Raw genomic sequence first — 21,330 nt, 5'->3', positions numbered from 1 at the left:
GGGCCGCGTTCGGACGATCTTTTGATTTAGCCCAAGGTTCTGGCCAAAAACGGTGCCGTCCGGCTCTTTTTGCTGTTGGCAACTTTCTGCGGCGTGCCCGCCACGACAATCTTCCCGCCCTGATCCCCCGCCCCCGGGCCGATGTCGATCACCCAGTCACTCTGCGCCACCACGCGCATTTCATGTTCGACGACGATCACCGTATGCCCCGCCGTCACCAGCGTATTCAACTGTTCGAGCAAGCGATCGACATCCCTTGGGTGCAAACCCGTGGTGGGCTCGTCGAGCACATACAGCGTGGCCCCGCGCTGGTTGCGTTGCAGCTCGGTGGCCAGTTTGATCCGTTGGGCTTCACCGCCCGACAGCTCGGTCGCCGGTTGGCCGAGGCGCAGGTAACCCAGGCCGATATCGCGCAGCACTTCCAGCGAGCGGCGAATACCCGGTTGCTCGGCAAACACCGTGACCGCCTCGTCCACCGTCAGTTGCAACACCTGGGCGATGTTCAACCCTTGCCAGATGATCGCCAGCGTCTCGGGGTTGTAGCGCGCGCCGTGGCAGGTTGAGCACGGTGCATAGACGCTGGGCATGAACAGCAACTCGACGCTGACAAAGCCTTCACCTTCGCACGTCGGGCAACGGCCCTTGGCGACGTTGAAGGAAAACTGGCCCGCGTCGTAACCCTCGGCCTGCGCTTCAGGAGTGGCGGCGTACAGTTTGCGCACGTTGTCGAACAGCCCGGTGTAGGTCGCCAGGTTTGAGCGTGGCGTGCGGCCGATGGGTTTCTGATCGACTTGCACCAGGCGCTTGATCGATTCCAGCCCCGCCGTGACTTGACCGCCGCTCATTTGCGGTGCGTCGTCTTCAAGGCTCAACGCTTCTGGCTCGCTGTCACTTGCCGCGCGCCCGAGATGCGCGCCCACCAGTTCCAGCAGCGCCTGACTGACCAGACTTGATTTACCGGAACCGGAGACGCCGGTCACCGCGGTAAAACAGCCCAGCGGAAACTCGACGCTGAGGTTGTTCAGGTTATTGCGGGTGATGCCTTCGAGCCGCAGCCAATCGTTCGCCTTGCGGCTGGCTTGGGGCTGAGTGACTTGCTCGGCGAACAGATAAGCGCGCGTCTGCGAGTTCGTCACCTGCGCCAACCCCGGCGGTGGTCCGCTATACAGGATCTGGCCGCCATGCTCGCCGGCCGCCGGGCCAACGTCGATCAACCAGTCGGCGCGGCGCATGGTTTCCAGGTCATGTTCGACCACGAACAAGGTGTTGCCGGCAGCCTTCAGGCGTTGCAGCGCTTCGAACAATGCTTCGCCATCCGCCGGGTGCAATCCGGCCGACGGTTCATCCAGCACGTAAATCACGCCGAACAACTGCGAACCCAATTGCGTCGCCAGGCGCAGACGCTGCAACTCGCCGGACGACAGCGTCGGCGTGCTGCGTTCCAGCGCCAGGTAACCGAGCCCCAGGTCGGTCAACGTGCTGACCCGTTCCAGCAAGTCCTGAGCGATCCGCTGCGCGGCCAGGCGTTTCTCCACTGACAGGTTCGGTGTGTGGCGGACATCCGGCGCGTTGGCGTGACCACTGGCGCCGTGGGCCACTCGTTGCTCGCGGGCCTCGCGGGTCTGCTCGTGCGTCAATACTTCGCCCGCCGCCTCGGTCTGTTCGAGGTAGCTGTGAGCGGCCACTGGTCTCAAGACTTCGGCCACTTGCAGCAACGGCATCTGCGACAGTTCGCCGATGTCGTAACCGGCAAAGGTCACCGACAACGCCTCGCGCTTGAGCCGTTTGCCGTCGCACAACGGGCACGGGCTGCCAAGCATGAATTGCGAGACGCGCTTCTTCATCAGCGCGCTTTGGGAATGGCTGAAGGTGTGCAGGATGTAGCGTCGGGCACCGGTGAACGTGCCCTGGTAACTCGGTTCCATGTTGCGTTTGAGCGCGATTTTGGTTTCTTCGGGGGTGAGCCCGGCATACACCGGCACCGTGGGTGTTTCTTCGGTGAAGAGAATCCAGTCGCGCAGTTTTTTCGGCAGATCGCGCCAGGGTTTATCGACGTCGTAGCCCATCGTCACCAGGATGTCGCGCAGGTTCTGTCCCTGCCAGGCGGTGGGCCAGGAGGCGACCGCGCGCTGGCGAATGGTCAGGCTCGGGTCCGGGACCATCAGGGCTTCGGTGACTTCATACACCCGTCCCAATCCATGACATTCAGCGCACGCGCCCTGGGGCGTGTTGGGCGAAAAGTCTTCGGCATAGAGCATCGGCTGCCCCGGCGGATAACTGCCGGCCCGGGAGTACAGCATGCGGATCAGACTCGACAACGTCGTCACGCTGCCCACCGAAGAGCGCGTACTCGGCGTTCCCCGTTGTTGCTGGAGCGCCACCGCCGGTGGCAAGCCTTCAATAGAGTCGACGTCCGGCACCCCGACCTGATCGATCAGACGCCGCGCATAAGGCGCCACGGATTCGAAATAGCGGCGTTGCGCTTCGGCGTAGAGGGTCGAGAACGCCAGCGACGACTTGCCCGAGCCGGACACGCCGGTGAACACCACCAGGGCATCCCGGGGGATGTCGACATCGACGTTTTTGAGATTGTGTTCCCGGGCGCCGCGCACCCTGACCATGCCGGAGGGAGGGTTGGAAGTCATGGACCAGCCTTGGTTAGATAGCGGAAAGAATTCTGACGAACGATCAGCGCGTAGAGGGTTAGCCGTTGAGCACGGTGCGTACCATTTGGGTGAGCGCCTCGGGGCCATAAGGTTTGCTCAGCAAGTAAGTGTCGGGGCTGAGTTGGTGATTGCGCGAAATAATGTCACGGGTGTGGCCCGAGGTGAACAGCACGGCCACCGGCGGCGTCTGCACCTTGGCCCAGGCGGCCAGGTCCGAGCTTTTGATCAGGCCGGGCATAACCACGTCGGTGAAAATCAGGTCGACCACGGCGCCATCCAGCAACATCTGCATCGCGGCGTCACCGTTGGCCGCCGTCAGCACTTGATAACCTTCTTCGCTCAGTAACTCCACTGCTGAACTGCGCACCGCCTCGTTGTCCTCGACCACCAGAATGGTTTCGTGTCCGCCTCGCTGTTGCGGGTCATGACGTGTCGTTTCGTTGAGCATCGGGCGCCGGCTGCGCGGGAAATACAGCTGCACCCGAGTGCCCTGCCCGACCACGCTGGAAATCTCGATATGCCCGTCACTCTGCTTGACGAAACCGAACACCATGCTCAGCCCCAGCCCCGTGCCCTGGCCGTCGGCCTTGGTGGTGAAAAACGGTTCGAAAGCCTGGGCGAGCACCTGCGGCGACATGCCAACCCCCTTGTCAGCCACCGCTACGCAGACATAGTCGCCAGCGGCGATGCCCTTGCCTGCACAAAACTTGCGATCAAGGACAACGTTCTCGGCGCTCAGGTCAATGATCCCCTCGCCCTTCATGGCGTCACGGGCATTGATCGCCAGATTGAGGATGGCGTTTTCCAGTTGATTGTGGTCCACGTAGATGTGCCAAAGGGCTTCGACCGTGCTGACATTGATCTGGATGGTTTCCCCCAGCGCCCGCTGCAACAATTCCCCGAGCCCATCGAAGACCTGCCGCAGGTCGCAGACCGCTGGCGACAAGGGCTGACGACGGGCGAACGCGAGCAATTGCGAAGACAGTTTGGCGCCACGTTCAACCGCGGCAATCGAAGCGCTGACCCGGCGCTGCACGTTGGCGTTGTCCGGCTCATGCCGCGCTAGTAAGTGCAGGTTGCCGGCGATCACCTGCAACAGGTTGTTGAAGTCATGGGCCACGCCGCCGGTGAGGCCGCCGATGGCTTCGAGTTTCTGCGATTGACGCAATTGTTCTTCAGCGGCCAGCCGCGCTTCGACTTCGTCGGCAACGCGTTGCTCCAGATTGCGGGTGAACTTGAGCAGTGATTCTTCGGCGATCTTGCGTTCGTGGATATCGATCAACACCCCGGGAAAACGCAACGGTTCGCCCTGCTCATTGAACTCGCAGCCCCCACTCGCCAGCACCCACAGATAACTGCCATCCGGGCGCAGGACCCGATACTCGGCGTTAAACGGTTCGCCGGTTTCCACTGATTGGTTGATCTGCTCCTCCACCCAGCTGCGGTCATCGGGATGGATCCGTGCTGCGGCGATGTCCATTGGCAGGTCGGCGAGGTTTTGCTCCGGCGGGTAGGAAAAGGTGCGGGCGAAACGCTCATCGCCGGACAGCACATTGTCTTTGATGTCCCAGACGAACGAGCCGAGCAAAGCCCCGGCATTGAGTGCCAGGCGCACCCGTTCGTTGTCGGCGTGATAGGCGTCCTCGGCGGCCTGTCGGCGGCGTTCGGAGATCACATGCTCGGTGGTCTCGACCACCATCGCCATCACCCCGGCCGGTTTCCCGTCGTCATCAGCGACCGGGCTGTAATAGAGGTCCAGCCAGACGTCTTCGGGAACCCCGTCGCGCAGCAACTCCAGGACTTTGTTGCGATAGGACAAGGTGCCGCCGGCCAGGCAGGTGTCGACCACATGCCGATTGAATTCGGCGACTTCCGGCCATCCCAGTTCCACCGGGGAACCCAACAGGTAAGGATGGCGACCACCGGCAAATTTCGAATACGCGTCGTTATAGATCATGTAACCCGGCCGGCCCCACAGCATCACCATCGGCAGTGGCGACGCGAGCATCAACTGCACCGCGCTGCACAGGCTTCTGGGCCAGGTGTCCATGTTCCCAAGCTCGGTCAGGCTCCAGTCGAACGCGCGGATGCGCCCGGCCATTTCACCGTTCCAGCCTGCACACCCATGGCTATCGTCTAGAAACTGCATCGACTGACTCTGTATCCCTGTAGATGACTGGCTTAAGGGATCGCAACGGCATGAGGACGGTGCGTGCCCGTTTGTTTTCGAGCATCGCCGTCGCCAATGGTTTCATAGAGGTTAGCTGATTCTTGATCTGCAGATTTTTGTGGGTTGCCCTGAGGGTTTTGTAGCAGCTGCCGAGCCTGCGAGGCTGCGTTCGGCGGCGAAGCCGTCGTGAATTCAAACACCTCGGTGTGTCAGGACAAACTCGCATGCAGGTTTTACGACTGCTTCGCAGCCGAACGCAGCCTCGCAGGCTCGGCAGCTGCTACACGGTTTCAGCGTGGCTAGACCTCAATCAGGTGCTTGAGCGGGTGGTAGCCGGTTTTCAGCGTGGCGGCGACGTCGAGGATTGCCTTCTCGATGCCATTCAAATGCATGCAAGTCAGTTCGATGGCGGCGCTCTGGTTGCCGGCTTCGATGTACTCGATCAGCCGCAGGTGTTCGTCGTCGCGGCAAGCCTCGTGGCTGTCGTCATCCAGCGCGGCGGCGTACAGCGAGGCGCGGGAAATCAGCTTGCGGAACCAGTCCAGCAACACTGGGTTGTTCAGGCTTTGCGCGAGCTTGATATGGAATTCGCCGAGCAAATGAATCAGCCGTTCATGGTCGCCGCTGCGGTGCGCTTCATCCTCCAGTAACAGGTGATCACGCAGGTCCTGGGTGACGGCGGTATCACGACGACGACAGAGCTCGGTGACGATGCCGATCTCGATCAGGCGCCTCGTTTCAAACAGCGAGCGGATCTCCTCATCACTGGGCAACGACACCGACGCCCCTTTGTTGGGCTCGGTTGTGACCAGGCCATCGGCCTCCAACTGTTTGAGCGCGGCACGAACCGACGTCCGGCTGACATTAAAAAGTTCGGCCAATGACGCTTCGCCGAGCTTCATCCCGGGACGCAATGAACGTTTGCTGATCGCCTCGTAAACCCCTTGGTAGACGCGGTCGACCGTGGTCTCGAGTTTTTTCTCGGTCATCTGAACACTCCTTTAGCGCTAAACAACCGGCCCCAGGCGATGAGCAGCCTTTGAAAAAGGGGGTTGCACGAGCAGATTAATCCGGTTATTTCTAGATTGCATCCAGATATTGCATACAATAATTAGAGGAATGCACCATTATGGGTCATCCAACAGCAATCGAAGTGCGTAACGTCTCCAAGCGGTATTCCGACGATCCGGGGCTGGCTCCAGCCCTCGACAACGTTTCAGTCGACATTGCCGACAATGAATTCTTCACCCTGCTCGGCCCTTCCGGCTGCGGCAAGACCACCCTGCTGCGCACCATCGCCGGCTTCGAACAGGTCAGCGAGGGCGAGATTCGTCTGGCGGGCGAGCCGGTCAATGATTTGCCACCGTTCAAGCGCCGGGTCAACACAGTATTCCAGAGCTACGCGCTGTTTCCACACATGAGCGTCGCGCAGAATATCGCCTTCGGCCTCGAGATGCAGGGTCTTGATCGCAAGCTCATCCCGCAACGGGTCGATGAGATGCTGGCGCTGGTGCAAATGCAACACCTGGCCCAGCGCAAACCGGCCGAATTGTCCGGTGGTCAGCAACAGCGCGTGGCCCTGGCCCGGGCGCTGGCACCGAAACCCAAAGTGCTGTTGCTCGACGAACCGCTGTCGGCGCTGGACTTGAAGCTACGCAAGGAAATGCAGGTCGAACTCAAGCGCGTACAGAAGGAAGCCGGGATCACCTTCATTTTCGTCACCCACGATCAGGAAGAAGCGCTGACCCTGTCCGACCGTATCGCCGTGATGTCCGCCGGCAAGATCCTGCAAATCGGCACTCCGAACGATATCTACGAACGGCCGCAGCACCAATTCGTTGCGCAGTTTATCGGCGACATCAACTTCCTCCCCGGCCACCTCAAGCGCGGCCAGCAGAACGAAAAACTGTTCGTGCCGAACGGCATGCCGGTGGAAATCCCTTGCCCGGCTCAAGGCTTCGACGGCACCAAAGTGCAACTGGCGTTCCGCCCGGAACGCTCGCAACTGGTCGACCTGGCCCAACCGCATCACCTGCGCGGCGTGATTGAAGCGGTGTTGTATGTCGGCACCGCGACCCTTTATCAGTGCCGGTTGAACAACGACATCAAGGTCATGTTGCGCGAGAACAACGAAGGCCTGAACCGCGGCCGGGTTGTAGGCGATCGCGTTGCGGTCAACCTGCCACCCCACGCCTGCCTGTTGATGGAGGCCTGAGATGAGCGTCAGCAGCACTTCTCCCGCCCTCAACCGTGCGCTGTTGCTCAGCCCGGTGGTTCTGACTTTGCTGGCGTTGATTGCCATCCCGCTCGGCATCATGGGCTACATCAGCCTGTTGCCGCGCAATGTGTATGGCGGCGTCGACTGGCAGGCCGACTGGCAATTGCAAAGCTACGTGCAGCTGTTTTTCCAGGAAGGTTTCGACGGTGAACTGGAGCTGAACTGGGTCTACGCCCAGGCCCTGTTGCGCTCGGTGTTCCAGGCCGGAGGCACCACGTTGCTGTGTTTCCTGTTCGGCTTCCCGGTGGCGTTGTGGATGTCGAGCCTGACACCGCGTCGGCGCAACCTCATGGTCTTGCTGATCACCATCCCGTTCTGGACCAACCTGCTGATCCGCAACTACGCGTGGCTGATCATCCTGCGCGAACATGGCTGGGTCGCCCAAAGCATCAATGCGCTGTTCCCCCAGGCCGGTGGCATCACCCTGCTCTACAACGACTTCGCGGTCAGCGTCGGGCTGGTCTACAGCTTCCTGCCGTTCATGATTTTGCCGATCTACTCGACCCTGGAAAAACTCGACTGGCGTCTGGTGGAAGCGGCTTACGACCTCGGCGCCAATCGCTGGCACGCGTTGCGGCGGATCATCCTGCCGCTGTCGATGCCCGGCGTGATTGCCGGCGCGCTGCTGGTGTTTGTGCCGAGTCTCGGTGCCTTCATCACCCCGGCGATTCTCGGCGGCGGCAAGACGCTGATGATCGGCAACCTGATCCAGCAACAGTTCGGCACCGCGCGCAACTGGCCGCTGGGCAGTTCGCTGTCGTTCCTGCTGCTGGGGATTCTGCTGCTGTCCCTGGTGCTTTACGCCCTTTATAGCCGCAGCACCGCCAAGACCCTGCGTCGGGGAGCCACCGCATGATCGCCCTGCACCTGAAAAAACTGCCCCTGACCCGCGAAGTCAGCCTGTTGATCCTGGCCTATCTGTACGTGCCGATCTTCGTGCTGATCGCCTACAGCTTCAACGCCAACCGTTCGGCCACGGTGTGGACCGAGTTCTCCTTTGCCTGGTACGCAAGGATTCTGGCCAACCCGTCGATCCAGACCGCCGCGCTGAACTCGATCATCGTCGCCGGCATCGCCACGGTGTGTGCCACGGCCATTGCCTTGCTCGCAGCACTGGCGACGTACCGGCCGTTCTATGGACAGAAGATGGTCGAGGGCGGGATCAACCTGCCGCTGATCCTGCCGGAGATCGTCACCGCCGTGGCCACGCTGCTGCTGTTCATGGCGCTGGGGATCAAGCTCGGTTTGCTGACGGTGATCGTCGCGCACATCGGCTTCTGCATTCCGTTCGCCTACCTGCCGATCCGGGCGCGGCTCAATGACCTCGACAAGAGCTTGCTGGAGGCGGCGAACGATTTGTACGCCAACCCGTGGCAAGTATTTCGTCGGGTGACCTTGCCGTTGTTATGGCCGGCGGTGCTGTCCGGTTCGGTGTTGGCGTTCGTGGTCAGCCTCGACGATTTCATCATGACCTTCTTCGTCGCCGGACCCGGTTCGACGACGTTGCCGGTGTACATCTTCTCGGCGATCAAGTCCGGCGTCACGCCGGAGATCAACGCGATTTCGACCCTGATGCTGGTGATTTCCATCGTGCTGGTGGTGCTGGCCTTCTGGCTGGGACAGCGCGGCAAAAACCAATGAGCCTTTTCCTTCGCGGTACTTTCGGAGCGTAAAACCATGATGTTGAAAAACACGATCTTCAAAAGCATGCGTTACGGCGTCGCCGGTCTGGCCCTCAGTTGCTTCAGCGTGTTCACCGCGCAGGCCGCCGAACCCAAGGAATTGTTCTTCTACAACTGGACCGACTACTACCCGGTGGATCTGCTGGCCAAGTTCGAAAAGGAGACCGGAATCAAGGTCACCATGGACGGCTACGACAGCAACGAAACCCTGCTGGCCAAGCTGCAGGCTGGCGGCGCGGCGTATGACGTGATCGTGCCGTCGCAGTCGATCATGCGCACGTTGATCAACCAGAACCTGCTGCTGCAAATCGACGCGTCGACCCTGCCCAACTTCCAGTACGTCAAACCGGCGTTCCGCGACCCGGGTTTCGACCCGGGCCGCAAGTTCTCCGCCCCGTACCTTTGGGGCACCACCGGGTTTTCCTATGACAGTGCGCGGGTGCCCGGCGGCAAACTGGACGACTCGTGGAAAGAGTTCTTCGAACCGCGCAAGGAACTCGAAGGCCAACTCGCCGCCCTCGACACCTCCAGCAGTGTGATCAACGCCGCCAGCCATTACCTGAACGTCGACGAATGCAGCGAAAACCCGCAGGACGCCAAGCGCATTCTGGAGCTGCTGCAAAAACAGAAACCGCACTTGAAGATGTACAGCTCGGACAACACTGTCGACCGCATGGCCTCCGGTGAAGTGATCATGATGCAGAACTGGAACGGCTCCACCGCCCGGGCCACGTTGCAAAAAAGCACCATCAAGTACGTGTACCCGCGCGAAGGCCTGGCGATGTTCCAGGACAACTTCGCCGTACCGAAAAGCGCCCCGCACCCTGGCAACGCGAAGATCTTCATCGACTGGATGATGAAGCCGGAAAACGCCGCCGCCGTGTCCAACGCCATCGCCTACGCCAATGGCATCCAGAGCGACAAGCTGATCGACGCCAAATGGCGGGTGATGGACGCGATCAACATGCCCGACGAGTTCGCCTCGCGCCTGCGCCCGGAGAAAGAATGCAGCAACAAGGCGCGAGAGCTGCAGGACCGGATCTGGTCGAAGCTCAAGGGTTGATTGCCTGACTTGAGACCGCGTCGCGGCCATCGCGAGCAAGCCTCGCTCCTACAGGATTCGGGTTGAATCGCAACGTTGTGATCGACAACGAACTGTAGGAGCGAGGCTTGCCCGCGAAGAGGCCAGCGAATACACCATAAAATTTGAGGTTCGATATGACCCAACCCCGCTGGCTGCGCAATGTGCGGCCCTACGGTTCAACCGCCGAAGACCTGCTGATCGAAAACGGCCTGTTCAAGCAACGCCGCCCGGCATCGACTGCGGCCCTGACCACCACCGACATCGATGGCCAAAACCAGCTCCTCACCCCTGCCCTGGTTGAAAGCCACGTCCACCTCGACAAAACCCTCTGGGGCCAACCCTGGCGCCCGAACAGCGCCGGCCCGACGCTCAAGGACTACATCGCCAACGAGCGCCGCGTGCTGCGTGAAGTCCAGGCACCGATTGCCCAACGCGCTGGTGCGCTGCTGGAAAACTGCATCGCCCGTGGCTCGCTGACGATGCGTTGTCACGTCGACATCGACCCGGAATTCGGCCTGCGCCACGTCGAAGCCATGCAACAGCTGCGCGAAGGCTACCGCGACCTGATCGACCTGCAACTGGTGGTGTTCCCGCAAACCGGCCTGATCAGCCGCCCCGGCACCGCCGAACTGATGCGCGAAGCCATGGCGCTGGGCGTGGAAAACGTCGGCGGCCTCGACCCGTGCGGCATCGACAACGACCCCATCGCCCAGCTCGACTTCGTGTTCAAACTGGCCAGTGAATTCGAGCGTGGCGTCGACATTCACCTGCACGACAAAGGCGAACTGGGCCTGTGGCAGATCGCACTGATCGCCGACTACACCGAACGTTTCGGGCTTCAGGGTCGGGTGATGATCAGCCACGCCTACTGCCTGGGGATGCTGCCGTGGAGCCAGGTCAAGCCGGTGGTTGAACGCCTGGCGGCACTGGGCATTTCCCTGATGAGTTCGGCGCCGGCCGATTGCGCGGTGCCGCCGTTCCTTGCGTTGCGCGAGACCGGGGTGAACGTGTGCCTGGGTTCGGACGGCATTCGCGATGCCTGGTCGCCCATGGGCAACGGCGACATGCTGGAACGGGCGATGCTGCTGGCCTTTCGTTTCGACTTGAACAAGGACGATGAACTGACGGCGGCGTTCGAAGCCGCGACGTTGAATGGCGCTCGGGCGTTGGGCTGTGAAGGTTATGGAGTGGAGATCGGTGCGCCGGCGGACTTTCTGCTGATGCCGGTGCAGACGCTGGGTGAAGCGGTGGTTTCGCGTCCGGTGCGCCAGGTTTATCGCGGCGGTGAGTTGATCGCCTCCGGTGGCCGACTGCTGGAAAGTCGCTTGTGAAAAGGATTGGATTGAAAGCCAGTTGCGTCGTTGGGTTCGACGGCACGCAGCACGTGCTGTGGCGCGACGGCGAAGTGGTGTTCGAAGGTTCGCGCATCGTGTTTGTCGGACGTGATTATCCGGGGCCGGTGGATCAGTGGATTGATTACGGCAACGCGTTGATCGGTCCGGGCTTCATCGATCTGGATGCCCTCGGGGATCTTGATTCGACGGTGCTGACGCTGGACAACGGCGATGAACGCGACATGGGCCGAATGTGGTCCGAGGACTACCTGGCGGCGGGCCCGAGAGAGAGTTACAGCCCTGATGAAGAAGTCTTCAAATACCGTTACGCCTTCACTCAGCTGATCCGCAACGGCATCACCACCGCCATGCCGATCACCTCGATGTATTACCGCGAGTGGGCCGAAACCTACGACGAGTTTTCTGCGGTGGCCGGTGTGGCGGCCGAGTTGGGGCTGCGGACTTACCTCGGCCCCTGCTACATGAGCGGCATGAGTTACTGGCGCGCCGATGGAAGCCTCGGGCATCACAGGGATGAAGCGCGAGGCATGGCCGGGCTCGATGCGGCTGTTCGGTTTTTCCATGATTTCGACGGTGCGCACGAGGGTTTGATTCGCGGCGCGCTGCTGCCGGACCGCATCCAGACCTGCACCCCGGCCCTGCTGCAACGCACCGCCGCGCTCAGCCTGGAACTGAACGCGCCGATGCGTTTGCATTGCTGCCAAGGGCTCGGTGAGGTGGCGATGGTCGAACAACTGCGCGGTACTTCGCCGCTGGGCTGGTTGCAGCAACTGGATCTGTTGACCCCACGCAGTCTGCTGCCCCACGGCCTCTACACCTCAGGCGATGACGATCTGCAACGCGTGGTGGATGGCGGCGCAAGTCTGGTGCATTGCCCGGTGGTGTTTGCCCGTGATGGCGAGGCGCTGAACTCTTTCGGTCGCTATCGGGCCAAGGGCATTAACTTCGCCTTGGGCACCGATACCTGGCCAGCGGATTTGTTGGAGAACATGCGTCAGGGTCTGAACATCGCGCGATTGATGGAGGGCGGCAACTCGCTCACCAGCACCCTGGATTTGTACAACGCCGCCACCCTCGGCGGCGCCAAGGCTTTGGGCCGTGATGATCTGGGCCGCTTGGCACCGGGCGCCAAGGCCGACATCACAGTGTTCAATCTTCGTGGTCTGCACCTGGGCCCGCTGTTCGACCCACTGAAAAACCTGGTATTGGCCGGGCGCGGTGACGACTGCATCGCCAGCTACATCGACGGCCGCTGCGTGATGCAAGACGGTCAGGTTCAAGGCGTCGACTACCCCGCCCTGCAACGCCAGGCCCAACAACAATTCGAAAAACTGATGCGCAGCCACAGCGACCGGGCCTTCGGTCAACCGGACTGGAAAGGCCTGTTCAAACCGGCCATCCCGTTCGCTGACGACTACAGCGCAGACGCGCCGCTGAGCGCGATTGATCCACTTCTTTAGAGAACTCTGCCCATGCAAAGCTTTGACTTCAGCCAATTGAGCCCGCGAGACAAGTACAAGATTCTGATCGGCAGCGTGGTGCCACGGCCGATTGCCCTGGTCACCACCATCGACGGCGAAGGTCGGATCAACGCGGCGCCCTTCAGCTTCTTCAACGCCCTCTCGGCCGACCCGCCAATCCTCGCGTTGGGCGTGGAAAACTACGGCGACCAAAGCCCCAAGGACACCACGCGCAATATCCAGCTCAACCAGGAATTCACCGTGAACATCGTCAGCGATGCCCTGGTGGAAGCCATGAACGTCTGCGCCGTGCCGTTCGCCCCTGGCTTCGACGAGCTGACAGCCGCCGGCCTCACCGCCATTCCCGGCACCACGGTCAAATGCCCACGGATTGGCGAAGCACCGGTCGCGTTGGAGTGTCGGCGGATGATGGCGCTGTCCATCGGGCAGTCACGGGAGATTATCTTTGGGGAGGTGTTGATGGCGCATGTGCGGGATGAATTGATCGACCCGAAAACCTTGTATATCGATCAGCTCGGGCTCGATGCGATTGGCCGGATGGGTGGGCATAGGTATGCGCGTACGCGCGATTATTTCGATTTGCCGACACGCTCGTTGCAGGCGTGGACGGAGGCGCCGGGGGGTGGCGAGCGGTTTTGGCCGCTGAGTAAGTGAGACTTGTGCTGTGTCAGGTAGATCCACCCCTCACCCTAACCCTCCCGAAACGTCGGACCGCCCGGAGGGAGAGGGGACTGGTCGTGGGTATCTCACGGTATACGGCGACCTGAAATATTTGTTCTGAATCCATAATCGACTCGAATTAACAGGTCGATGAATTTCGCCACACACCTCGGTCAGTCCCCTCTACCCCCTGGGGAGAGGGTTAGGGTGAGGGGTGGCCCGCGAGCGTGCGAACGATCTCAGTCAGTGCCGTATTTCGGCGAACGCGGCCCGTACAGCAAGCCCGCCGGTTGTCCTGCCGACAGCAGCCGAGCGCTGGTCACACCGGCAATCGGGTGGCCGGCATCGTTGGAACTGTTGATCACTTGCTTGACCGCCGCCGTAATCAGCATGCCAATCAAACCGCCGCCACCGTTGTTACCGCCCTCCTCGCTCGAAGCCCGGGCCGAACCGGTCCACAGGGTGGTGCCGCTCTTGAGGTCCACCAGTTTCGCGCTGGCCGTCACCACGGTTTCGCTGCTGATGATCATGTAGCGAGTGCCGTAGTCCGTCACGGTGATGTACAGCGCAGCATCGGCACCGAAGATTTCTTGCAGTTTATTGGCCGGTGCCTGATGGATATCCGCCGGCGTGGTCAGGCCATTCTGGCGGAACGTCTCATCGACCAGGGCGATCGGCAGCACGTAGTAACCGGCTTCAGCCAACGGGTACGTGACCTGCGACAACAGGCTGTAGGACGCCTTGACGTCCGGCGAGTTGTTCAGCGGCGGCAGCACCAGAATGGTTTTCGGACGACTTTGCTTGTAGGCCGAATAGTCCACGGTCTTGGGGCTGACGCAGCCACCGAGCACCGCCAGTGCCAGTAGCCCGGCCATCAGTTTCAATGAGCGCGCGATCATTGGACGTCTCCGGTCTTGGCGTTTTTAAGCAGAAAGTCCATGTACGGCGTCGACTCGGGGAACAACGTCTTCTCGGTTCTGAATTGCTGCACCATCTGATCGTCCTTGCCCATGCTCAGGTACAACAGGCCCAAATGAGCGTGGTAGCCGGGTGGCGGCGTCTTGCCGGTGGACCTGATCTTCTGCAGGTCGCGCTCGAGGGCTTCGGCCTGAGCTTCCTTGGGCTCTTCACCCTTGAAGTACTCGTAGACTTCCGGCTGGTAGCTTTCCCACTGGTAAAGGGTTTTCGGGCCGCTGTTGCAGCCGGCCAACAGACCACTGACCAACACGGTCGACGCCATCAGCGCCCATTTCGCATAAACCTTGAACATGCTTGTACCGCTCCTTGTCATCGACCTTGATCAGTTGCCCGGTTTCCATGCACCGGCATTCATGCCGTCCACCAGACGATTGATCGCCTCGCGCATGGCCAGGTCGAGCACTTTGCCGTTGAGGGTCGAATCGTAGGAAGCGGTACCGCCAAAGCCGATGACTTCACGGTTGGACAAGGCGTATTCGCCCGCGCCCTGAGTCGAATAAACCACTTCCGAGGTGCTGATATTGACGATGTTCAGGTTGACCTTGGCGTAGGCCACCTGGGTCTTGGCGCGGCCAAGAATGCCGAACAACTGGTGATCGCCAGTCTCTTTGCGGCCGAACTCGGTGACATCACCGGTGACCACAAAGTCAGCCCCCTTGAGGCGCTGGGACTGGCCCTTGATCGCGGCCTCTTGCTGGATCTCGCCCATGTTGTCGCGATCCAGCACGCTGAAGCGGTTGGTTTGCTGCAAGTGAGTGATCAGGATGGTCTTGGCCTGACCGCCAAGGCGATCCACACCGTCGGAAAAGATCCCGCGCATGTAGCTCGAGCGGTTGTCGAACTTGCCGACCGCCATGGGTACGCGAACGCCGGCATAAGCGAGGCTGGCGCTTTCGACCTTTTCTACCGGCAAGGCGCGCGAGCTTTCGGTCGCACACCCAGCCATCGCACCCAAGACGGCAACCGCTGCCGCCGATACCAACATCCGAGAGATCATTCTCACTGCGCATTCCTTTTGAAAAACGGTTTATCCCGGCACGGCAATAGCCTGCCACTGCGGGTTGCAGCGGCAAAAAAAGCGAGGGGGAATCAAATCGACAATCGACGTGCGGGACGTCGGCGGCCGGCATTATGCCAAAGTGCCATCATTGAAGACAGTATTAAATGTTAGGCGTGGTAACGATCAGGTCGGGTTCAACGGAAATCACGGCTACGCACACTGATTCCGTCGAGCAAAGGACTGAGGTCGCTCAACCGTCCGGCAATCAAATGCCGCACTTCGCCTTCCTTTTCCCAGCGCCCGTCGACCTTGAGCAATTGCGAGCCGACCAACACCTGGCGCTGCCGGTCGGCCAGATCGCGCCAGACAATGACGTTGACGTTGCCGAACTCATCTTCAAGGGTGACAAAGGTCACACCACTGGCGGTGCCCGGACGTTGTCGACCGGTCACCAGCCCGGCGACACTGACCGGTCGCCCATGCTCGACCTCCAGCAGTTCCTTCGAACTGCGGCAGCGCCGGGCTTTCAATTCACCGCGCAAAAGAGCCAGCGGATGCGGGCCAAGCGTGGTGCCGACACTGTTGTAATCGGCTAGCAGGTCCTCGCCGACGGTGGGTTTGGGCAAACACACCGCGCCCTCCTCCTGACTCGGCAGACCGGCAAACAAACCGAGCTGTTTCTGCACACCCGCCACTTCCCATCGAGCCCGATGACGATCACCCGCCAGGCCACGCAGCGCACCGGCATCGGCCAGTTGCTCCTGGGCACGGGCGTCGAGTCGCGCTCGTTCGCCGAGGTCGGCAATGTCGATAAACGCCCCCTTCGACCGTGCGGCTTCGATGCGCCGGGCATCGTCCTCGCGAAAGCCCTTGATCATCCGCAACCCCATGCGAATCGCCGGTTGAGCTCCGGTGATCGGTTCAAGGCTGCAATCCCAGTCACTGGCGCGCACGTCCACCGGGCGAATCTGCAAATGATGCCGGCGCGCGTCCTGCAGAATCTGGTCCGGGCTGTAGAAGCCCATGGGCCAGCTGTTGATCAGCGCACAGGCGAAGGCTGCCGGCTCGTGGCATTTCAACCAGCAACTGGCGTAGGTCAGCAAGGCGAAACTGGCGGCGTGGGATTCGGGAAAACCATAACTGCCAAAGCCTTTGATCTGCTCGAAGATCTGCGCGGCAAACTCGGCCGTGTAACCGTTTTTCTTCATCCCGGCGGCCAGGCGATCCTTGTGCGGTTCCAGCCCGCCGTGGCGTTTCCAGGCGGCCATGGAACGGCGCAACTGATCGGCCTCGCCGGGGCTGTAGTCGGCAGCGACAATCGCAATCTGCATCACTTGTTCCTGGAATAGCGGCACGCCCAGGGTGCGCTTGAGCACGGTTTCCAGTGCCGGCGACGGATAGATCTCCGGTTCTTCCTTGTTTCGGCGTCGCAGGTACGGATGCACCATCCCGCCCTGGATCGGCCCCGGACGGACGATCGCCACCTCGATCACCAGGTCATAGAAGGTCCGGGGCTTGAGCCTCGGCAACATCGACATCTGCGCCCGGGACTCGATCTGAAACACGCCAATGGTGTCGGCACGGCCGATCATGTCGTAGGTTGGCGAGTCTTCGGCCGGGATCGTTGCCAGGCTCAAGTCCCGATGGCGATGACGGCGCAACAGATCGAAGCAGCGGCGAATCGCACTGAGCATGCCCAACGCCAGGATATCCACCTTGAGCAGCCCGACGGCATCGAGGTCGTCCTTGTCCCACTGGATGATGGTGCGCTCGGCCATGGCGGCGTTTTCCACCGGAACCAGGCTGTCCAGAGGCTGCTCGGAAATCACGAAACCACCGGGGTGCTGGGACAGGTGTCGGGGGAAACCGATCAACTGCCCCGTCAGGCTCAACACCCGGCGCAGCACCGGGCTCTCGGGATCGAACCCGCCTTCAAGCAGGCGTTCCACGGGCGGTGTTTCATCACTCCAGTGGCCACAGCAATCAGCCAGGGCGTTGATCTGATCCGGCGGCAACCCCAAGGCCTTGGCCACATCACGCACCGCGCCGGCCGCGTGATACGTGCTGACCACCGCCGTCAGCGCCGCGCGGGTCCGGCCATAACGCTGGAACACGTACTGCAAGACTTCTTCGCGACGTTCGTGTTCGAAATCGACGTCGATGTCCGGCGGCTCGTTGCGTTCCTTGGAGAGAAAGCGTTCGAACAACAGCGTGGTGCGATCTGGATCGATTTCCGTGATGCCCAAGGCAAAGCACACCGCCGAGTTGGCCGCCGAACCACGGCCCTGACACAGGATTTTTTGCTCACGGGCGAATCGCACAATGTCGTGAACCGTCAGGAAATAGCTTTCGTAGCCCAGCTCGGCGATCAGCTCCAACTCCTTGTCGATCTGCGTCAGCACCTGGGCCTGCGGGCCTTTTGGCCAGCGCCACGCGATGCCCTCCTCGGTCAAATGCCGCAGCCAGGACGTGGCGGTCTGGCCTTCTGGCACCAACTCCCGGGGATATTGATAACGCAACTGACCGAGGTCGAAGGTGCAGCGCCGGGCGATGTTCAGCGTTTCGTCGAGCAGTGTTTGCGGGTAGATCGATTGCAGCGCATCGAGACTGCGTAAATGCCGCTCGCCATTGGGATGAAGACGCAGCCCGGCCTCCGCCACCGGCACGTGATGACGGATCGCAGTCATGGTGTCCTGCAAGGCGCGCCGCCCACGAGCGTGCATGTGCACATCGCCGCTGGCCACTGCAGGGATTCGCAGTTCGCCTGCCAGGGTCAGCAGCGCAGTCAGTCGTCGGCTATCGTCCTGGCCGCGATGCAGCTGGACGGCCAGCCACAGGCGTTCGGCGAAGGTCCGTTTCAGCCAGTGGCCCTGTTCAAAATCATCGACTGCGTCCGGCACCCACAACGCCAACAGCCCCGGCAAAGGTTCGCTGAAATCTTCCCGCAGCACTTGATACTGGCCTTTCTGCGTGCGACGTCGGGCTCGGGTAATCAGTCGGCACAGGGTCTGGTAACCCTCGAGGTTTTCCACCAGCAACACCAGTTTCGGACCGTTCTCGATGCGTACTTCGCTGCCGATGATCAGTGGCAGCTCCACGGATTTGGCCGCTTGCCAGGCGCGGACGATACCGGCCAGGGTGCATTCATCGGTGATCGCCAAGGCCTGATAACCCTGTTTTTTCGCCCGCTGAAACAGTTCGAGGGCACTGGAAGCACCGCGCTGGAAACTGAAGTTCGACAGGCAGTGCAGCTCGGCATAGTCGATGCTCATGCGAACCAGCCTTGCAGCCACAACGGGCCGTCCTCACCGACCGCACGATAGGCCCAGCCCTGCTGGCCGGAACGGGTTTCGATCAGGAAGTAATCGCGACGCACATCGGCGCCGTCCCACCAACCGGACTCGATGCGTTCCGGCCCCATCAGGATACGTGCCGAACCTTCGTGCACCGCCAGCGGCTCAGTCAGCAGCCAGCCCGGACGTTGCACGCCAGGCAGCCCTGCACAGCGCTGACTGTCGACACTGGCCTGCCACGCGCATTCCGGCCGGTGATCGGCCTGGAACCGCAAGCCCTGCACCGCGTCATCCCCCAACCGCGCGCGCAAGCGTTCGCGCAGTTGCTCCCAGGGCAAGGACTGCTGCGGGCGGTCGTCGAACAGTTCCTGGCGCTGGGGAACGAAGGCCGGCAAGTCTTCGGCGCGCAGGCGAAAACCACGCACCGGGGCCTCGACCTGTACGTGCTCCAACCGGCCCCGGGCCAGTTCAAAGAGCATCGCCGGATCACGTTCGGCACTGAGCAGGCCGACCTTGATGACGGTGTCCGGCAACCCGGCGTGTTCCAGGTGCAGGTCGAAACGCTGCACGCCGCTGTCCCGACCGCAAAGAAACGCCGACAGGTCACCGGTCAATCGGCGTAACGGAAACAGCAGCGCCTGATGGGACTGCACGTCGAAGTTGAGCTCGATGCGCACATCGAAGCGGTCCGGCGGCAGGTAGAACGCCAGCGCCAGCCGCCGTAACCCGAGCAAGGCGTCCAGATGCTTGAGCACCTGGGCCTCGAAACGCCGGGCCAGGCTATGGCGAGGCAACGCCTGAACCTGACCCAAAGTGCGCAGCCCCATGCGCGACAACGCGGTGGCAACGCTGGTTTCCAGCCCGATCCGGTCGATGGGCAACTGCCCTAGATGATGTTGCAAGGCTTGATCGTCGGGCACCACCAGACCGTCATACGCGTTGGCCAGCACCCGTGCGGCCACCGGGTTGGGCGCGGCAACAATCCGATGGCGAAACCCCAGTTCGCCGAGCTCGGTCCGCAACCGCGCCTCGAATTGCGGCCAGGCGCCGAACAATCCCAGGCTGGACTCGATTTCAAACACCACCGCACGCGGGTAATGCACGCTGACTTGTGAACTGAATCGATAAGCCCAGGCGGCCAGAAACTGCTGCCAGTGCTCGATCTCGGCAGCGTCGTATTCAGCCGTGACAAACCCTTTGCTCAAGGCCTGGGCGGCGGTCATCGACTGACCCGGACGCAAGCCCAGCGCCCGCGCCGAAGCGTTGACCGCTTGCAATACCCGACGCTGGGCCGGGCCGATCAGCAGCGCCAGCGGTTCATCGGGATCGGCGCGCTGACGCAGTACCGCGTCCAGCGCCAATTGCGGGAAGAGAATACACACCCAGCGCATGGCAACCTCAATGCCCCACGGGGAAGGCAATCGGCGCCGAACGCGCCAACCCGCCCCGGCACTTGAGCACACGCAATTGCGCAGGCCTGGTATCGATGGCGATGCGCAGCGCCGCGGGCGAAGGGTTGATCGCTTCATTGATCGAGCGATAGGCGAACGCCAGGGTCGAGCCGGTTTCCGCCGCCACCTGCAAGCGCCGCAACGCCCGGTCATCGGCCTTGTGCGGCCAGCACAACACCGCACCGCAACTGCCCGAACGCAGGCATTGTTCCGCTGCCCACAGCGCATCGCGCTCGCTGGCCTGGATGATCGACAACTGGCGCAGATCGACCCCGGCGTTCTGCCAGGCCTGGGGATACGGCACGTAAGGCGGCGCCACCAGCACGATGCGCTCGCCCGCGGCGGACAACCGCGCCAGCGCTGGCCACACCAGTTGCAACTCGCCGACACCCTGCCCGGCCAAAAGGATTTCGGTCAGCGCCGCTTCCGGCCAGCCACCCGTAGGCAACGCCGCATCCAGCGCGGCATGCCCGGTGGGTTGCGGGCTGACGGCCGGTGGCGCAGGCCGGCCCTTCCAGACCTGGCCGCCATTGAACAGCGTATCCAGCGCAACGACGGCGCCCATCACCCTTGCCTCACCAGACCGCAGAACACCCCTTCGATGGCCAGGTCCTGATCGGCTTCGACGATGATCGGCTTATAGGCCGGATTGCGTGGCAGCAATCGGACAACCTCACCGACCCGTTCAAAACGTTTGATGGTGACTTCGCCGTCGAGTCGCGCGACGACGATCTGGCCGTTGACCGCCTCGGGATTGCGGTGCACGCCCACCAGATCGCCGTCGAGAATGCCGTCCTCGATCATCGAGTCACCCTGGACCCGCAGCATGTAATCCGGCACCCGCGAGAAGATCGACGGGTCGAGCAGCAAACGGCTGTGAACCTCGGCATCGGCACCGATCGGCGCACCCGCCGCCACCCGGCCGAGTACCGGAATGTCCAGCAACTCGGGCCGCGCCGGCTGCCCGAGCAAACGAATGCCTCGGGCCTGATGCGCATTGACCTCGATGAAACCGGCCTCGGTCAGCGCCAGCACATGCTTGCGCGCCACGCTACGGGAGGCGAAACCGAACGCCTCGCTGATTTCAGCGAGGCTCGGGGACTGGCCATGCTCGGCGATTCGATCGCGGATAAAGGTCAGGATGGCGGTACGGCGGGGAGTTAAAGTCGTCATGGAGTACATTTGTACTCTTTTGGCTTTTTTCTGGCAAGGACCGCCAGTCAGCAAATCCC

General features: G+C 61.8%; 17 protein-coding genes. 7 read left to right on the top strand and 10 right to left on the bottom strand.

Annotated elements, in window-relative coordinates:
- Window positions 1–26: 26 nt before the first annotated feature.
- The 3 genes from uvrA to ABH912_RS01550 all read right to left on the bottom strand — a co-directional run bounded on the left by uvrA (window position 27) and on the right by ABH912_RS01550 (window position 5,825).
- Entirely contained in the window at window positions 27–2,645 is a 2,619-nt protein-coding gene (gene uvrA / locus ABH912_RS01560) for an excinuclease ABC subunit UvrA (RefSeq protein ID WP_033061623.1), read from the bottom strand.
- 58 nt (window positions 2,646–2,703) lie between these two features.
- Window positions 2,704–4,815: a hybrid sensor histidine kinase/response regulator gene (locus ABH912_RS01555; protein ID WP_033061622.1), complete on the bottom strand. Its 2,112-nt coding sequence runs from the start codon at window positions 4,813–4,815 to the stop codon at window positions 2,704–2,706.
- A 320-nt stretch (window positions 4,816–5,135) separates the two neighbouring features.
- A complete protein-coding gene (locus ABH912_RS01550) occupies window positions 5,136–5,825 on the bottom strand; it encodes a GntR family transcriptional regulator (protein WP_008154995.1) in 690 nt (229 codons plus the stop codon).
- A gap of 140 nt (window positions 5,826–5,965) precedes the next feature.
- Here ABH912_RS01550 and ABH912_RS01545 point away from each other — a divergent pair, with 140 nt between their 5' ends.
- From ABH912_RS01545 to ABH912_RS01515, 7 genes are all read left to right on the top strand, one after another.
- Window positions 5,966–7,051: an ABC transporter ATP-binding protein gene (locus tag ABH912_RS01545; RefSeq protein ID WP_033061621.1), complete on the top strand. Its 1,086-nt coding sequence runs from the start codon at window positions 5,966–5,968 to the stop codon at window positions 7,049–7,051.
- Window position 7,052: 1 nt separating this feature from the next.
- The gene (locus ABH912_RS01540; protein WP_429509385.1) at window positions 7,053–7,970 is read left to right on the top strand and encodes an ABC transporter permease; all 918 of its coding nucleotides are present in this window, start codon (window positions 7,053–7,055) and stop codon (window positions 7,968–7,970) included.
- Window positions 7,967–8,755, top strand: a complete 789-nt coding sequence (locus ABH912_RS01535) for an ABC transporter permease (RefSeq protein WP_033061619.1) — start codon at window positions 7,967–7,969, stop codon at window positions 8,753–8,755. The genes ABH912_RS01540 and ABH912_RS01535 overlap by 4 nt, the downstream gene beginning before the upstream one ends.
- A 39-nt stretch (window positions 8,756–8,794) precedes the next feature.
- A complete protein-coding gene (locus tag ABH912_RS01530) occupies window positions 8,795–9,859 on the top strand; it encodes an extracellular solute-binding protein (protein WP_429512989.1) in 1,065 nt (354 codons plus the stop codon).
- Between the two features lie 155 nt (window positions 9,860–10,014).
- Complete coding sequence (locus ABH912_RS01525) at window positions 10,015–11,211, top strand: amidohydrolase family protein (protein WP_429509384.1); 1,197 nt, start codon at window positions 10,015–10,017, stop codon at window positions 11,209–11,211.
- The gene (locus ABH912_RS01520; protein WP_429509383.1) at window positions 11,208–12,695 is read left to right on the top strand and encodes an amidohydrolase family protein; all 1,488 of its coding nucleotides are present in this window, start codon (window positions 11,208–11,210) and stop codon (window positions 12,693–12,695) included. Before ABH912_RS01525 ends, ABH912_RS01520 begins: the two co-directional genes overlap by 4 nt.
- 12 nt (window positions 12,696–12,707) lie before the next feature.
- The gene (locus tag ABH912_RS01515) at window positions 12,708–13,370 is read left to right on the top strand and encodes a flavin reductase family protein (RefSeq protein ID WP_429509382.1); all 663 of its coding nucleotides are present in this window, start codon (window positions 12,708–12,710) and stop codon (window positions 13,368–13,370) included.
- 245 nt (window positions 13,371–13,615) lie between these two features.
- Here ABH912_RS01515 and ABH912_RS01510 read toward each other — a convergent pair whose 3' ends face one another.
- The 7 genes from ABH912_RS01510 to lexA all read right to left on the bottom strand — a co-directional run bounded on the left by ABH912_RS01510 (window position 13,616) and on the right by lexA (window position 21,280).
- Window positions 13,616–14,275: a DUF799 domain-containing protein gene (locus ABH912_RS01510; RefSeq protein WP_429509381.1), complete on the bottom strand. Its 660-nt coding sequence runs from the start codon at window positions 14,273–14,275 to the stop codon at window positions 13,616–13,618.
- On the bottom strand, window positions 14,272–14,616 hold the full coding sequence (locus ABH912_RS01505; protein ID WP_429512987.1) for a DUF4810 domain-containing protein: 345 nt from the start codon (window positions 14,614–14,616) through the stop codon (window positions 14,272–14,274). The genes ABH912_RS01510 and ABH912_RS01505 overlap by 4 nt, the downstream gene beginning before the upstream one ends.
- Before the next feature lie 60 nt (window positions 14,617–14,676).
- Window positions 14,677–15,351 carry a CsgG/HfaB family protein gene (locus ABH912_RS01500; protein ID WP_429512985.1) on the bottom strand — a complete coding sequence of 225 codons (675 nt, stop codon included), beginning with the start codon at window positions 15,349–15,351 and terminating at the stop codon, window positions 14,677–14,679.
- 197 nt (window positions 15,352–15,548) lie between these two features.
- Window positions 15,549–18,647, bottom strand: coding sequence for an error-prone DNA polymerase (locus ABH912_RS01495; protein ID WP_429509380.1), 3,099 nt, complete (start codon window positions 18,645–18,647; stop codon window positions 15,549–15,551).
- A complete protein-coding gene (locus tag ABH912_RS01490) occupies window positions 18,623–20,038 on the bottom strand; it encodes a Y-family DNA polymerase (protein ID WP_429509379.1) in 1,416 nt (471 codons plus the stop codon). The genes ABH912_RS01495 and ABH912_RS01490 overlap by 25 nt, the downstream gene beginning before the upstream one ends.
- 7 nt (window positions 20,039–20,045) lie before the next feature.
- Window positions 20,046–20,663, bottom strand: a complete 618-nt coding sequence (gene imuA / locus ABH912_RS01485) for a translesion DNA synthesis-associated protein ImuA (protein WP_429509378.1) — start codon at window positions 20,661–20,663, stop codon at window positions 20,046–20,048.
- A complete protein-coding gene (lexA, locus tag ABH912_RS01480) occupies window positions 20,663–21,280 on the bottom strand; it encodes a transcriptional repressor LexA (RefSeq protein ID WP_046056130.1) in 618 nt (205 codons plus the stop codon). Before lexA ends, imuA begins: the two co-directional genes overlap by 1 nt.
- Window positions 21,281–21,330: the final 50 nt, after the last annotated feature.

It is taken from the genome of Pseudomonas sp. BT76 TE3572, from assembly GCF_050435365.1.
Classification (GTDB): domain Bacteria; phylum Pseudomonadota; class Gammaproteobacteria; order Pseudomonadales; family Pseudomonadaceae; genus Aquipseudomonas; species Aquipseudomonas fluorescens_W.
The sequence above is the reverse complement of the archived record's forward strand: the minus strand, read 5'-3'. Positions and strand labels throughout refer to the sequence as shown.

Excerpts from the sequence above, each read along its gene's own strand:
- ABH912_RS01545 (WP_033061621.1), top strand. The coding sequence starts at position 5,966 with ATGGGTCATCCAACAGCAATCGAAGTGCGTAACGTCTCCAAGCGGTAT.
- lexA (WP_046056130.1), bottom strand. The coding sequence starts at position 21,280 with ATGTACTCCATGACGACTTTAACTCCCCGCCGTACCGCCATCCTGACC.
- ABH912_RS01490 (WP_429509379.1), bottom strand. The coding sequence starts at position 20,038 with ATGCGCTGGGTGTGTATTCTCTTCCCGCAATTGGCGCTGGACGCGGTA.
- imuA (WP_429509378.1), bottom strand. The coding sequence starts at position 20,663 with ATGGGCGCCGTCGTTGCGCTGGATACGCTGTTCAATGGCGGCCAGGTC.
- ABH912_RS01535 (WP_033061619.1), top strand. The coding sequence starts at position 7,967 with ATGATCGCCCTGCACCTGAAAAAACTGCCCCTGACCCGCGAAGTCAGC.
- ABH912_RS01530 (WP_429512989.1), top strand. The coding sequence starts at position 8,795 with ATGTTGAAAAACACGATCTTCAAAAGCATGCGTTACGGCGTCGCCGGT.
- ABH912_RS01550 (WP_008154995.1), bottom strand. The coding sequence starts at position 5,825 with ATGACCGAGAAAAAACTCGAGACCACGGTCGACCGCGTCTACCAAGGG.
- ABH912_RS01555 (WP_033061622.1), bottom strand. The coding sequence starts at position 4,815 with ATGCAGTTTCTAGACGATAGCCATGGGTGTGCAGGCTGGAACGGTGAA.
- ABH912_RS01540 (WP_429509385.1), top strand. The coding sequence starts at position 7,053 with ATGAGCGTCAGCAGCACTTCTCCCGCCCTCAACCGTGCGCTGTTGCTC.
- ABH912_RS01505 (WP_429512987.1), bottom strand. The coding sequence starts at position 14,616 with ATGGCGTCGACCGTGTTGGTCAGTGGTCTGTTGGCCGGCTGCAACAGC.
- ABH912_RS01510 (WP_429509381.1), bottom strand. The coding sequence starts at position 14,275 with ATGATCGCGCGCTCATTGAAACTGATGGCCGGGCTACTGGCACTGGCG.
- ABH912_RS01515 (WP_429509382.1), top strand. The coding sequence starts at position 12,708 with ATGCAAAGCTTTGACTTCAGCCAATTGAGCCCGCGAGACAAGTACAAG.
- uvrA (WP_033061623.1), bottom strand. The coding sequence starts at position 2,645 with ATGACTTCCAACCCTCCCTCCGGCATGGTCAGGGTGCGCGGCGCCCGG.
- ABH912_RS01500 (WP_429512985.1), bottom strand. The coding sequence starts at position 15,351 with ATGATCTCTCGGATGTTGGTATCGGCGGCAGCGGTTGCCGTCTTGGGT.
- ABH912_RS01525 (WP_429509384.1), top strand. The coding sequence starts at position 10,015 with ATGACCCAACCCCGCTGGCTGCGCAATGTGCGGCCCTACGGTTCAACC.